Genomic DNA, 13030 nt, shown 5'->3' on the forward strand with positions numbered 1-13030 from the left:
GACAAAAGAAATGGACTTAGAAAAATTTGTTCAATACGTTCACGAAGAAAATAAAGTAGAACCCAAGGATATTATGCCTGATGATTACAGGAAATTATTGGTTCGTCAGATTTCTCAACATGCCCATTCCGAGATTGTAGGAATGCTGCCGGAAGCTAACTGGATTTCCAGAGCTCCTTCTTTGAGAAGAAAAATGGCCCTTTTGGCTAAGGTTCAGGATGAGGCAGGGCACGGGTTATATCTTTATGCTGCAACTGAAACTTTAGGAAACGGAACAATCAGGGCAGACAGAGATGCTACTTATGAAGATATGTTGGAAGGAAAGGCTAAATACTCAAGTATCTTTAATTATCCTACACTGAGCTGGGCAGATATTGGAGCTATTGGCTGGCTGGTTGATGGCGCTGCTATTATGAACCAGGTAATGCTGATGGGTAACTCTTACGGACCTTATTCCAGAGCAATGGTAAGAATCTGCAAGGAAGAATCTTTCCATCAGAGACAAGGGTATGAGATTTTAATGGCACTTTGCCGAGGAACAAAACAACAGAAAGAAATGGCTCAGGCAGCGTTAGATCGTTTTTGGTGGCCGGCTCTGATGATGTTTGGACCTAATGATGACAGCTCACCAAATTCGAAGATCTCTATGAACTATAGAGTAAAACGAGAAAGTAACGATAGCCTTCGTCAAAGGTTTATTGACGTTACTGTTTCCCAGGCTGAGTTTTTAGGATTAACGATTCCGGATAAAGATCTGAAGTGGAACGAGGAGAGAGGGCATTATGATTTTGGAGAACTTCCATGGGATGAATTTATGACCATTCTGAAAGGAAACGGACCATGTAATAAGAAAAGATTACAAACTAAAGTAAAGGCACAGCAGGAAAACCTTTGGGTGAAAGAAGCTGCAGCAGCTTTTGCGGAGAAACAACAAAAAGAAGTGATATAAGATGATGATTTGAAAATGTACTGATCGAAAATTAATTAACACATTTTCAAATTCTCAAATTTTCAAATTTATAATTGACTATGGCAAATTTAGATATGTGGGAAGTGTTTATTCAGACTAAACCGGGATTATCCCACAAACATGCAGGAACAGTTCAGGCACCAACGGCAGAAATGGCTCTTCAGAATGCAAGAGACGTTTATACCAGGAGAAAAGAAGGAACATGCGTTTGGGTTGTTCCCAGCAAATATATTGTAAGTTCAGAAGGTATGGATCAGGAATCATTTTTTGATCCTGCAGATGATAAATTATACCGTCATCCAACCTTCTATGACATTCCTAATGATGTAAAAAATATGTAATTAATAAAGACTTCAGTATATGAGACTTCAGATATGAAAATTAAATATCTGAAATCTGAAATCTGAAATCTGAATCTGAAATCCATCAAAAAATGAATCCATTATATAATTATTTATTAAAATTCGCGGATGATAGTTTCATCATGGGGCAGAGACTATCCGAGTGGTGCGGTGAAGGTCCTTATCTGGAAGAAGATATTGCATTGACCAACATTGCTCTTGATGAACTTGGACAAGCGAATAACTTTTATCAGTATGCTTCAAGAGTAGCTGATAATGGTAAAAGCGAGGATGATCTGGCATTTTTGAGATATGAACATGAATACATCAATGCTCATTGGGTAGAGCTCCCTAATGAAGATTATGCCCAGACAATTCTTAAAGTGTATGTTTTTTCTATCTATCAGAAATTAATGTATGAAGCTTTATCAAATTCTTCAGATGAAGACTTATCCGCGCTTGCCCAAAAATCTTTGAAAGAGGTTAAATATCACTATACTCATGCTTCATCCTGGATGAAAATTTTTGCACAGGGAACAGAAGAAAGTAAAGTACGTCTGATAAAAGCAATTGAAAATATCTGGGAATACACAAAAGGTCTGTTTGCAAAGGTGGAAGGCGAAGATGATCTGATCACTCTTAATATTGTACCTGATGTTGATGCCCTTTATGAGCAGTTTATTGCTGTTACAGAAAAAGATTTTGCTGATTTTGGACTAGAATATCCAACGGATCATTTTATGCAGCCAAAGTCAAGAACAGGTTACCATACCGAGTATTTTGGATATATTCTTTGTGAATTACAATATATGCAGAGAGCATATCCGGGGTGTACGTGGTAGTAAAATAAGATTTATTTGAAAATATATCCCCATTTAAAAATTAAACAATTGTATAATGGATTTTCAAATAGGCAAATGATTAATAAGTAATGAACCAATTATTAAACATATTATCCCAGGTTCCTGATCCGGAAATTCCGGTAATCAATATTGTGGAATTAGGTATTGTAAGAGAGGCAAAAGCTACCAGCGAAAGTTCTTGCGAGGTAATAATTACGCCTACTTATTCTGCATGCCCCGCTATGTTTACCATTGAGGAAGATATCATGAAAATCATGAAGGAAAACGGGTGGGATGCAAAGGTTGTTACCAAAATGTTTCCAATTTGGACAACGGATTGGCTAACAGATGAAGCAAGAGAAAAACTCCGTGAATATGGAATTACTCCTCCGGAGAAAGGGGCAGATGAGCACCATATAGGGAAACCTAAAAAATGTCCACGCTGTGGTTCTATGCATTCTAAGCAGATCAGCAGATTTGGATCTACATTATGCAAAGCATCATACCAATGTCTGGACTGTTTAGAACCTTTTGATTATTTTAAATGCCATTGATAAATTAATGTACTTTTTATATTTAAGGCATATGGCTATGTAAAGCATAACGAAGCTACTGCCGGATTACTAAGCTGGTAGATGGTTACATTAATTTATATTGTTAAATTAGAGCATTGTTAAATAATAAATTTAAAAACTATGTATACACAACTTGATATCGAGACTCATTTTGATGGAAAACTCAAAATTGCCTACCTGAATCAACCTGAATCATTAAACGCATTAACAAAACCTTCTTTGGCAGATTTGAAAGATTTTATAAAATCCTGTAATGAAGATGAAACGGTAAGATGTGTGGCGATTTCCGGAAGAGGAAGAGCATTTTGCTCAGGACAGAATTTAGATGATGCTTTTGTACAGGGAAATGAACACCATGATCATGATATCATTAGAAAAATAGTAGTGGATTATTACAATCCATTGGTTACAGAAATCACACATTGCAGAAAACCTGTGGTTGCACTGGTAAATGGCCCGGCAGTTGGAGCAGGTGCCATGCTTGCCTTGATCTGTGATTTCGTATTAGCAGTTGACAAATCTTATTTTGCACAGGCTTTTTCAAATATCGGGTTGATCCCTGATACGGGAGGAACTTATTTCCTTCCGAAACTATTGGGAAGACAATTAGCCAATTACCTTGCATTTACAGGAAAAAGATTGTCAGCAGAAGAGTCAAAAGCTTACGGTTTGGTAGCTGAAGTTTTCAACGAAGAGGAATTTATTCCAAAATCGATGGAAATTCTGGAGAAAATGGCCAATATGCCTACCGCTGCTATAAAACTTACTAAAAAAGCATTTGCTCAGTCGTACAATAATACACTCAAAGAGCAACTGGAGTTAGAAGGCGACCTGCAACAGGAAGCTGCAGAAACAGAAGATTTCATAGAAGGTGTAAACGCCTTTTTACAAAAAAGAAAACCTGATTATAAGGGAAGATAATTAATTTGAGAATGGGCTAATTTGAAAATTTGAAAATGAGAGATGACAAAGAAAATATCATTGTAAATAAGACTTTTGACTTTGCATTGAGCATTATTGAATTTTCTGAAGAACTATATAAGGCTAATAGATTTCCATTGGCAAACCAGATTTTTAAATCAGGAGCTTCAATTGGGGCTAATGTTAGAGAAGCTCAAAATGCAGAAAGCAAGGCTGATTTTATTCATAAATAAAAATCGCGGCTAAAGAAGCTGAAGAAACAGAGTATTGGCTTTTGTTATGTTCTCAATCTCAATATTTAAAATCTCCGGATGAAAAAATACGATCAGATTTAAAAGAGATTGTGTTAATCTTATCTAAAATTATTTCAAGTTCAAAAGCTTAGGTAATTTTCAAATTAGCTCATTTTCAAATTTTCAAATTTAAAATATGAATGTAGGAATTATCGGTGCCGGAACTATGGGAATAGGCATCGCACAAGTAGCAGCAACAAATGGCTGTAAAGTTTGGGTATATGATGCCAACTCAAAACAGGTAGAAACGGCAACGCTGGGTTTGGAAAAAACATTAACCAAATTAGTAGATAAACAGAAAATTTCAACTGAAAAAATGACCGAAATTCTGGCTAATGTCTCTATCGCTACAGATCTCAAAGATTTCAAAGACTGTGAATTAGTCATTGAAGCAATCATTGAAAACAAAGAAATTAAAACTAAAGTTTTCGCAGAACTGGAAAATCATGTTTCCGAAAACTGTATTATAGGTTCCAATACATCGTCCATTTCTATCACATCTCTTGGCGCTGAATTGAAATATCCTGAACGTTTTATTGGAATTCACTTTTTCAACCCTGCACCTCTGATGCCTTTAGTTGAAATTATTCCTTCCTTATTAACAGAGAAGTCCTTAGCAGAGAGAATGTATAACCTCATGAAAGATTGGGGAAAGGTTCCTGTTATTGCTAAAGATATTCCAGGATTTATTGTCAACAGAATTGCACGTCCTTTCTATGGTGAAGGATTGAGAATCGTTGAAGAAAATATTGCTACACCAGAGCAGGTAGACGATGCCATGAGGACCTTAGGAAACTTTAAAATGGGACCTTTTGAATTAATGGATCTCATTGGAGTTGATGTCAATTTTTCAGTTACAACAACTGTTTATAAGGATTATTTTAATGATCCGAAATATAAACCTTCCTTGTTACAGCAACGTATGTCTGAAGCAAAACTTCATGGAAGAAAGACCGGAAAAGGTTTTTTTGATTACAGGGAAGGAGCTGAGAAACCGATTGCTCGAAAAGATGATGCGTTGTATGAACAGATCTTTTTAAGAATCATCTCCATGCTGATCAATGAAGCTGTAGAAGCTAAAAGATTAGGTGTAGCGAATGATGAAGACATCGAGCTGGCAATGCAAAAAGGAGTCAACTATCCGAAAGGTTTATTAAGCTGGGGGCGAGAAATAGGATATACAAAAATCTCGGAAACCCTGCAGAACCTTTATAACGAATATCAGGAAGAAAGATACCGACAAAGCCCTTTATTAAATAAGCTTGCTTAATAAGAAGGATAAAACTATTATAATGGATTTAGATATTTTCGGAGCAGAATTAAAGCAGAGGCTTTTGATGGAAAAAGAATACCTGGTCCGAGAATGTTCTCTGATCAAAGATGGTCAGGAAAGGTTGGAATTGCTGGGGAAATTTAATGATAAATATAAGGAGGCGATCAAGAGAATAGCTGATGAAAATAATTTCGATCTGAATGCTTCGTATCCTTCCGAAGACTTTTCATATGAACATATGATTCTAGGTAAAACTATGGGGATTTATGATGTATTGGTTGAAGAATTATATGAAGAAATAACAAGTATAAACTAAAAATGAATCCAAAACAAATTGCAGATTATATGCTCGGTCAGGATTATTTTTCCCAATGGATGAATATCAGAATGATTGAGGTGAAAGAAAATTATTGTCTAATAGAAATGCCTATTAAAAAAGATATGATTAACGGACTTAAGACGGTCCATGGAGGGGTGACGTTTGCCTTTGCAGATTCTGCACTGGCCTTTTCATCCAATAATTCCGGGGACGCTGCAGTTGCGTTAAATTGTATCATCAATTTTACTAAAGCAGGAAAAGAAGGTGATATCTTTAGGGCAGAAAGTAAGCTGGTTAACGATACCCGGAAAACTGCTGTTTATGATATTCAGATCACCAATCAAAATGAAGAGCTTATTGCAAAATTTGTAGGAACAGTATATAAGATCGGAAAAAAAGTAACAGAATTATAAAATCAGACATAAGACTCAGATATCTGATTAAAAACGAGTGAAATCTTTTTGTCTGGTATCTCAAAATCTAAATAAAAAATGAACAACGTATACATTGTAGATTATATCAGAACTCCTATTTCAAAACTACAGGGAGGATTATCGGAAGTAAGAGCTGATGATTTGGCATCAATTGTTATCAAAGAAATTGTTGCAAGAAATCCCGAAGTTCCGGTAGAAGAAATTGAAGACGTTATTTTCGGGTGTGCCAATCAGGCGGGTGAAGATAATAGAAATGTTGCAAGAATGGGTCTTTTACTGGCTGGTCTTCCTTATAAAATCGGGGGAGAAACTGTCAACAGGCTATGCGCTTCCGGAATGTCCGCCGTGGCAAACGCTTTTCGTTCAATAGCTGCAGGAGAAGGAGAAATTTATATTGCAGGAGGAGTAGAGCATATGACCCGTTCACCTTATGTGATGTCAAAACCAAGTGCTGCTTTCGGAAGAGACAGCCAGATGTTTGATACTACTTTCGGATGGCGTTTTATCAATCCTAAAATGAAAGAACTGTATGGTGTTGATGGAATGGGAGAAACTGCCGAAAATTTAGCAGATATACATCAGATCAATAGAGAGGATCAGGATAAATTTGCCCTTTGGTCTCAGCAAAAAGCAACAAGAGCTCAGGAAAGCGGAAGGCTGGCAGAAGAAATTGTAAAAGTTGAAATTCCTCAGAGAAAAGGTGATCCAATAATTTTTGAAAAAGACGAATTTATTAAACCTTCTTCATCTATGGAGGGATTGGCAAAACTTCGTCCAGCTTTCAGAAAAGAAGGAACAGTTACAGCAGGAAACGCTTCAGGAATGAATGACGGAGCTGCTGCTTTAATTTTAGCGAGTGAAGAAGCGGTTAAAAAGTATGGTCTTAAGCCAAAAGCAAAGATTTTAGGATCCGCAGTAGCAGGTGTTGAACCAAGAATCATGGGAATAGGACCGGTAGAAGCAACTCAAAAACTACTGAAAAGATTAAACCTTTCTCTTGAAGATATGAATATCATCGAGTTGAATGAAGCATTTGCAGCACAGGCACTGGCAGTAACTAGAAGTTTAGGGTTGAAAGATGATGATGAAAGAGTAAATCCAAATGGAGGTGCCATTGCAATAGGTCATCCACTGGGAGTTTCCGGAGCAAGAATCGTAGGTTCTGCAGCAATGGAGCTTCATAAACAGGATAAGAAATATGCGTTGTGTACACTTTGTATAGGTGTAGGACAAGGATATGCGATGGTAATTGAAAAAGTATAATTAATTTGGAAGTGAGTTAATTTGAGAATTTGAAAATGCTTAAAGACATTCCTAATTTTCAATTTATCGCATTCTCAGATTTTCAAATTAAAAAAAGATGAACATCTATTCATACCACGGGATTCGTCCCATTATAAAACCTTCTGCATACATTCATCCGCAGGCAGTCATTATCGGGAATGTAGAAATAGGTGAAGAAGTATATATCGGTCCCAATGCGGTAATCCGTGGGGACTGGGGGAAAATTATCATCAAGGATGGAGCTAATGTGCAGGAGAACTGTACCCTGCATGTTTTTCCGAATATAGAAACGATATTAGAAGAATCTGCACATATCGGACATGGAGCTATTATTCACTCCGGACACATCGGCAAAAACTGTCTGATCGGAATGAACGCTGTGGTAATGGACAAAGCTTATATTGGCGATGAAAGTATTGTTGGAGCATTGGCTTTTGTACCGGCTAATTTCAGATGTGAACCAAGAAAACTGGTTGTAGGAAGTCCTGCAAAAATCATTCGTGATGTTTCCGATGAAATGATTCATTGGAAAACAGAAGGGACAAAGTTATATCAGGAACTGGCAAGAGAGGGAAAAGAAGCTATTCTGCCTTGTGAGCCTTTTACAGAATATGTCCCGCAGATTCCAACGAAAATTGTGGATTACAGTATCTGGGATGATATAAAACAATAACCATACAATTAAATATGATTAAAAAAAATTGCACTTATATGCAGCATGATGTTGGCGATAAATAGTTTGGTGTCAGCACAAACTGTTACTACAAAACCGCTTACAATTGGAGAAGTGAGGACGATTAAGTCTAAAACCTTAAATGAAGACAGAATATTGAATATTTATCTTCCACAAGGATATGACAAAACAAAATCATACCCGGTAATCTATCTGTTGGATGGAAGCATAAATGAAGATTTTATTCACGTTACGGGATTAGTACAATTCTTTAATCAGATGTATTCCATGCCGGAAACCATTGTAGTGGGAGTTGCTAACGTAGATAGAAAAAGAGATTTTACTTTTCATACAGATTTAAAAGACTTGCAGAAAGACTATCCTACCACAGGGCATTCTGATCAGTTTATTACATTCATGGAAAAAGAGCTAAAACCCTATGTTGAAAGCCAATTTAAAACTACGGAAAAATACCTTTTTGGCCAGTCTCTGGGCGGACTTTTAGCAACGGAAATTCTTTTGAAAAAGCCGGAAATGTTCAATAATTATTTTATTATCAGTCCAAGTTTATGGTGGGATGATGAAAGCCTTTTAAAGCAGGCTCCTCAATTACTTACAAAATCTTCGGATACTAAAAAGTTTGTCTATGTTTCTGTAGGAAAAGGAGAACATCCGGTAATGGTAAAAGATGCCGAAGCTTTCTACGATGTTTTGAAAAAAGCCGGAAAGAAAAACTGGACATTAGAATATAAAATGATGGAAACAGACAATCATGCTACTATTCTTCACAGAAGTTTATATGAAGGATTGGTGAAAATGTTTCCTTACCAGGAGCCGAAGTAAATCAGTTTCACTTGATCGGTGTTCCTAAAAATATTTGATCGTAATAGTAATTCGGTTATTACTGCGAATACCTTAGGGCTCACTAATTAATTTAAGTAAAAAGTAAAAAAACTATATGGAAAAGTTAAAAAACTATATCTACGGACAATGGATAGAAGGGACCGGAAGCGGAGTTCCTTTGTACAATGCCGTTACAGGAGAGCAGGTAGCTGTTTCCGATACTGAAGGCCTTAATTTTGAACAGGCTCTTGACTATGGAAGAACTGTAGGATATAAAAATCTTTCTTCAATGACTTTCTATGACCGTGGAGAAATGTTGAAAAAAGTGGCGCTTTACCTGCTGGAAAGAAAGAAAAAATACTACGAGTTATCCTATAAAACTGGAGCTACCCATGTGGATTCCTGGGTTGATATTGAAGGAGGTTTTGGGACTTTTTTTTACCTACTCGGGATTGGCAAAAAGAATGTTGCCTAATACTCCATTCTGGGTAGATGGAGATACACAGAAAATTTCAGCGAACGGAACTCATTTAGGAACTCATATCCTTACTCCAAGTGAAGGAGTATCTATACAAATCAATGCGTATAACTTTCCGGTGTGGGGAATGCTGGAAAAGCTTTCTACTTCATTGTTGGCAGGTGTTCCGTCCATTGTAAAGCCATCACCTTTTGGATCTTATCTTACCAATGCGGTATTCCAGGACATGATTGAAAGTGGTCTTCTTCCGGAAGGTGCTGTACAGTTGGTTTGTGGCGAACCCGGAAATATTCTTGATTATGTTCAGGATGGAGATTCCGTATTGTTTACGGGTTCTGCGAATACAGGAAGAAAACTGAAATCATTGCCTTCCGTGGCAGGTAATGCAGTTCGTTTCAATATGGAAGCAGATTCGTTGAATTGTTCTATCCTGGGACTGGATGCAAAACCAGGAACTCCGGAATTTGATTTATTCATCAAAGAGGTTCGTAATGAAATGACAACAAAAGCTGGCCAGAAATGTACCGCTATAAGAAGAATAATTGTACCGGAACACCTTATCGGTGATGTACAGCATGCATTGGCAAAAGCATTGGATCAAACTAAAATAGGAAATCCTCTAAGCCGTGAAACAAGAATGGGATCATTGGTAGGAAAGCAACAGTATGATGAGGTTCTCCGAAAAGTAGATATTCTGAAAACTGAAACAGAACTAGTTTATGATGGTAAACATGAGCTTGTAGATGCAGACTATGAAAAAGGATCATTCATGAGTCCTAAATTATTCCTGAACGATAAGCCTTTCGAGAAAAATATTTCTCATGATGTAGAAGCTTTTGGTCCCGTTTCTACTTTGATGCCTTACAAAGATGCTGAAGAAGCTGCAGCACTGGCGAAAAGGGGGAAAGGAAGTTTAGTTGGCTCAATTGTTTCCCACGATGATCAATTTGTAGCTGAAACTTCTTGGAAAATGGCATCGCAACATGGAAGAATCTATGTACTGAACAGAGATAATGCTAAAGAGAGTACAGGACATGGTTCCCCACTTCCTACATTGATGCACGGAGGACCGGGAAGAGCAGGTGGAGGAGAAGAAATGGGAGGGTTAAACGGGCTGCATTTCTTTTTACAAAAAACAGCTATTCAAGGGTCACCTGATATTTTGACGGCAATCACCAAAATTTACCAGCAAGGGGCGGAGAAAAAATATGCAGATAAGCACCCATTTCAAAAATACTTTGAAGATGTTGAAGTTGGAGATTCTCTGGAAACAGCAGGAAGAACAGTTACCGATGCAGATATTGTGAATTTCTCCAATGTTTCGTGGGATCACTTCTATGCACATACAGATGCTACAAGCTTAACGGGAACTATTTTTGATAAGACGGTTGCTCACGGATACTTTATCCTTTCTGCTGCTGCCGGACTATTTGTATCAGGTAAAAAAGGACCGGTAATAGCAAACTATGGTCTGGAAAATTGCAGCTTCTTTAAACCGGTATATGCAGGAGATACAATTACTGTTTATTTGACAGCTAAAGAAAAAATAAACAGGGGAGTCAAAGGAAGAAATATTCCATCTGGGGTTGTTAAATGGTTAGTGGAAGTAATTAATCAAAGAGATGAGGTGGTTTGTGTGGCTACTATTTTAACTTTAGTTGCAAAAAAATCTCCTTTTGTTGATCTTAATATTAAAAATATTCAGAAAATTTTAGGAGGCTTGACCCGAAGTACAAAACCAAACTGGGGTAATATGTCTCCACAACAAATGATTGAGCATCTTGAGCATGGCGTTTTGGTAAGTATGGGAGAACCTGAAGCTGAAAAATGCTTTACTCCTGAAGAACAGCTCGAAAAATGGCAGGATTCCCTTTACAATCACAGGAAAATGCCTAAGGATTTTCCGGCACCTTACTTGGCTGAAGATGAAAAACTGTTGGAATTAAGACATAAGAATTTTGATGCGGCAAAAGAATCATTCATAGATAACCTGAAACGATTTTCAATTTATTACAAAGAAAATCCTCAAGCAGAACATCTGAATTTTGTGTTCGGAAAGCTAAATAAAGAAATGTGGGAATTGATGCATAAGAAGCATTTTACCCATCATTTTGAACAATTTGGATTGATCTGATAATATTAAAAGGAAGCTTTATAAAGCTTCCTTTTTTTGGGTATTGATGTCTTGTTTTTTTAGATATCTCAAATACCAGTAAACCAAAATGGGAAGTGCAAAGATTTGAAATAGAAATATAAAAAGTGAGATGAGACCTTCCGGCTTATTCTCATTGGCTTTAATCAAAACCTGTTGTCTCAAAGGACCGTTTGAGAAAATAACAATATTAAAGATATTCCATCCCAGGTGAAGTCCAAAAGGAAGATAAAGTGATTTTGTTTTTGCAAATGCAAATGCAAGCATCAATCCAAATATTCCGGTCATAAAAAAAAATAATCACCATTTGAAAAGGGTTTCCAAATGCATTATAAGAAAACAAATGGTAGACACCAAAGCAAATGGCAGAAAGGTAACAGGCGATCTTAATTCCCAATTTTTCAATGGCTAAGTAAAGTAATGCTCCCCTAAAAATGAGTTCCTCAAATATGACTGATCTTAAAGTCCACCAGACGCTGGTGAATATTGTCTGTAAGGTCATATGTTTATTTAATATCCAGCTGTTATCGCTAAAAGTCTTATTCATTACATGATAAATTAAGCATACCAATGCTGCTAACAGGAAGCCTGTTGTCCAGTTCATAATTCTATTTCTGGTGGGTTTAAATCCTAAAACAGAAAGTGTTTTTTTATCGATATACCATAGCAAGAGCCCTGAAATAATAAGTTCAGCAAGAATTCCGATCATGGGTAAATAGTTTTTATATCGTATTTTCAGCACGATAAGTTCGATGACTAAAATAATTAAAATAATTGAAAATCAGTAAGTAATAGTATTTTGTATATATTTTTGTTTTTAAAAGTCCGTCTTCATTTGATCCGGATTAAATAAATAGTAATTTTAATTTTTAAATGAATTGATAAAAAATAATATCATGAATGAAAGCTGGCTACAAAAATGGGATGAAATGAAAGATCTTCTGGTTTGTCCTACAGATTTAGAAGCTTATTTTACTTCAGACGAGATTTTCGGAAAAAAAAATGGAAGTAATACATGTCGGAAATGTTTCTATCCCTTCTGGAAAAGTAATAGTAAGAGATCCTTTGGTCTATTTGAATGCAGCAGAAAAACCTTACTTTATTAACTCTCCGAAAGGAAATTTTCCGGTACAAATAGCAGTAGTAAAATCTGAAGATTGGGGGAATCGCTATGCAGCGGTAAAAGTTTCATTTACGGATAAAAGGCCTGTAATTTATCGTGAGGCTTTAATAGGACATGAAGAACTGGAAGGAGTGGGAGAAGGAGAATATTTTGGATTTTCTGTAGACGCTGGTCTTGCTTGTATTACTGATGCGGAGGTATTGCCTTATTTCGATAAGTTCCTTACCCAAAAAAATGTGGGTAACATTTACGATGATTATTTTGCCGATATCTTTGCTCAGAGTTATAAAAACAACCCCAAAAACCAGAGAGAGTTAGGGGATTGGATCAATTGGACAATACCAGGTACATCTTATCAAATTCCGATGTTTGCCAGTGGGTTCGGTGATGGCGCTTATCCTGTATACTTTGCTTACGACGAAGATAATCAGGTATGCGGGTTATATATTCAGTTTATTGACATTGAACTGGCCCTTTCCGAAGAGCAGGAGGATGAAGAAGATTGCTAA

General features: G+C 36.7%; 16 protein-coding genes and 1 pseudogene. 15 read left to right on the plus strand and 2 right to left on the minus strand.

Going from position 1 to position 13030, the window contains the following annotated elements:
- Window positions 1-10: 10 nt before the first annotated feature.
- From paaA to paaZ, 14 genes and pseudogenes are all read left to right on the plus strand, one after another.
- Entirely contained in the window at window positions 11-949 is a 939-nt protein-coding gene (paaA, locus tag ACJ5H0_RS15380; protein ID WP_172284304.1) for a 1,2-phenylacetyl-CoA epoxidase subunit PaaA, read from the plus strand.
- Between the two features lie 80 nt (window positions 950-1029).
- The gene (gene paaB, locus ACJ5H0_RS15385) at window positions 1030-1311 is read left to right on the plus strand and encodes a 1,2-phenylacetyl-CoA epoxidase subunit PaaB (protein ID WP_172284303.1); all 282 of its coding nucleotides are present in this window, start codon (window positions 1030-1032) and stop codon (window positions 1309-1311) included.
- An 80-nt stretch (window positions 1312-1391) separates the two neighbouring features.
- Complete coding sequence (gene paaC, locus ACJ5H0_RS15390) at window positions 1392-2153, plus strand: 1,2-phenylacetyl-CoA epoxidase subunit PaaC (RefSeq protein ID WP_317168583.1); 762 nt, start codon at window positions 1392-1394, stop codon at window positions 2151-2153.
- 89 nt (window positions 2154-2242) lie between these two features.
- On the plus strand, window positions 2243-2707 hold the full coding sequence (gene paaD, locus ACJ5H0_RS15395; RefSeq protein WP_273650625.1) for a 1,2-phenylacetyl-CoA epoxidase subunit PaaD: 465 nt from the start codon (window positions 2243-2245) through the stop codon (window positions 2705-2707).
- A gap of 141 nt (window positions 2708-2848) precedes the next feature.
- The gene (locus tag ACJ5H0_RS15400) at window positions 2849-3649 is read left to right on the plus strand and encodes an enoyl-CoA hydratase/isomerase family protein (protein ID WP_172284297.1); all 801 of its coding nucleotides are present in this window, start codon (window positions 2849-2851) and stop codon (window positions 3647-3649) included.
- Window positions 3650-3684: 35 nt separating this feature from the next.
- Window positions 3685-3882, plus strand: coding sequence for a four helix bundle protein (locus ACJ5H0_RS15405; RefSeq protein ID WP_411250211.1), 198 nt, complete (start codon window positions 3685-3687; stop codon window positions 3880-3882).
- 41 nt (window positions 3883-3923) lie between these two features.
- Window positions 3924-4034 (plus strand): hypothetical protein, encoded by a 111-nt coding sequence (locus tag ACJ5H0_RS15410; protein ID WP_411250214.1) that lies wholly within the window; start codon window positions 3924-3926, stop codon window positions 4032-4034.
- A 44-nt stretch (window positions 4035-4078) separates the two neighbouring features.
- Complete coding sequence (locus ACJ5H0_RS15415) at window positions 4079-5212, plus strand: 3-hydroxyacyl-CoA dehydrogenase NAD-binding domain-containing protein (RefSeq protein WP_411250217.1); 1134 nt, start codon at window positions 4079-4081, stop codon at window positions 5210-5212.
- 22 nt (window positions 5213-5234) lie between these two features.
- Window positions 5235-5531, plus strand: a complete 297-nt coding sequence (locus ACJ5H0_RS15420; RefSeq protein ID WP_411250219.1) for a hypothetical protein — start codon at window positions 5235-5237, stop codon at window positions 5529-5531.
- 2 nt (window positions 5532-5533) lie between these two features.
- Entirely contained in the window at window positions 5534-5947 is a 414-nt protein-coding gene (locus tag ACJ5H0_RS15425) for a PaaI family thioesterase (protein WP_172284290.1), read from the plus strand.
- 78 nt (window positions 5948-6025) lie between these two features.
- The gene (gene pcaF, locus ACJ5H0_RS15430) at window positions 6026-7231 is read left to right on the plus strand and encodes a 3-oxoadipyl-CoA thiolase (protein WP_411250221.1); all 1206 of its coding nucleotides are present in this window, start codon (window positions 6026-6028) and stop codon (window positions 7229-7231) included.
- A gap of 97 nt (window positions 7232-7328) precedes the next feature.
- The gene (locus ACJ5H0_RS15435; protein ID WP_411250223.1) at window positions 7329-7925 is read left to right on the plus strand and encodes an acyltransferase; all 597 of its coding nucleotides are present in this window, start codon (window positions 7329-7331) and stop codon (window positions 7923-7925) included.
- 69 nt (window positions 7926-7994) lie between these two features.
- Window positions 7995-8768: an alpha/beta hydrolase gene (locus ACJ5H0_RS15440; RefSeq protein ID WP_411250225.1), complete on the plus strand. Its 774-nt coding sequence runs from the start codon at window positions 7995-7997 to the stop codon at window positions 8766-8768.
- A 115-nt stretch (window positions 8769-8883) separates the two neighbouring features.
- Window positions 8884-11380: pseudogene (paaZ, locus tag ACJ5H0_RS15445) on the plus strand (phenylacetic acid degradation bifunctional protein PaaZ).
- 18 nt (window positions 11381-11398) lie between these two features.
- Here paaZ and ACJ5H0_RS15450 read toward each other — a convergent pair.
- Together ACJ5H0_RS15450 and ACJ5H0_RS15455 are read right to left on the minus strand one after the other, a co-directional pair.
- Window positions 11399-11686, minus strand: a complete 288-nt coding sequence (locus tag ACJ5H0_RS15450; RefSeq protein WP_411250228.1) for a CPBP family glutamic-type intramembrane protease — start codon at window positions 11684-11686, stop codon at window positions 11399-11401.
- Window positions 11589-12107: a CPBP family glutamic-type intramembrane protease gene (locus ACJ5H0_RS15455; protein ID WP_411250230.1), complete on the minus strand. Its 519-nt coding sequence runs from the start codon at window positions 12105-12107 to the stop codon at window positions 11589-11591. Before ACJ5H0_RS15455 ends, ACJ5H0_RS15450 begins: the two co-directional genes overlap by 98 nt.
- A 293-nt stretch (window positions 12108-12400) precedes the next feature.
- On the opposite strand from ACJ5H0_RS15455, the gene ACJ5H0_RS15460 reads away from it, so the two are divergent.
- Window positions 12401-13030, plus strand: coding sequence for a DUF4241 domain-containing protein (locus ACJ5H0_RS15460; RefSeq protein ID WP_411250232.1), 630 nt, complete (start codon window positions 12401-12403; stop codon window positions 13028-13030).

Origin of the sequence: Chryseobacterium proteolyticum, from assembly GCF_046591535.1 — a bacterium.
GTDB classification, from domain to species: Bacteria; Bacteroidota; Bacteroidia; order Flavobacteriales; family Weeksellaceae; genus Chryseobacterium; species Chryseobacterium proteolyticum.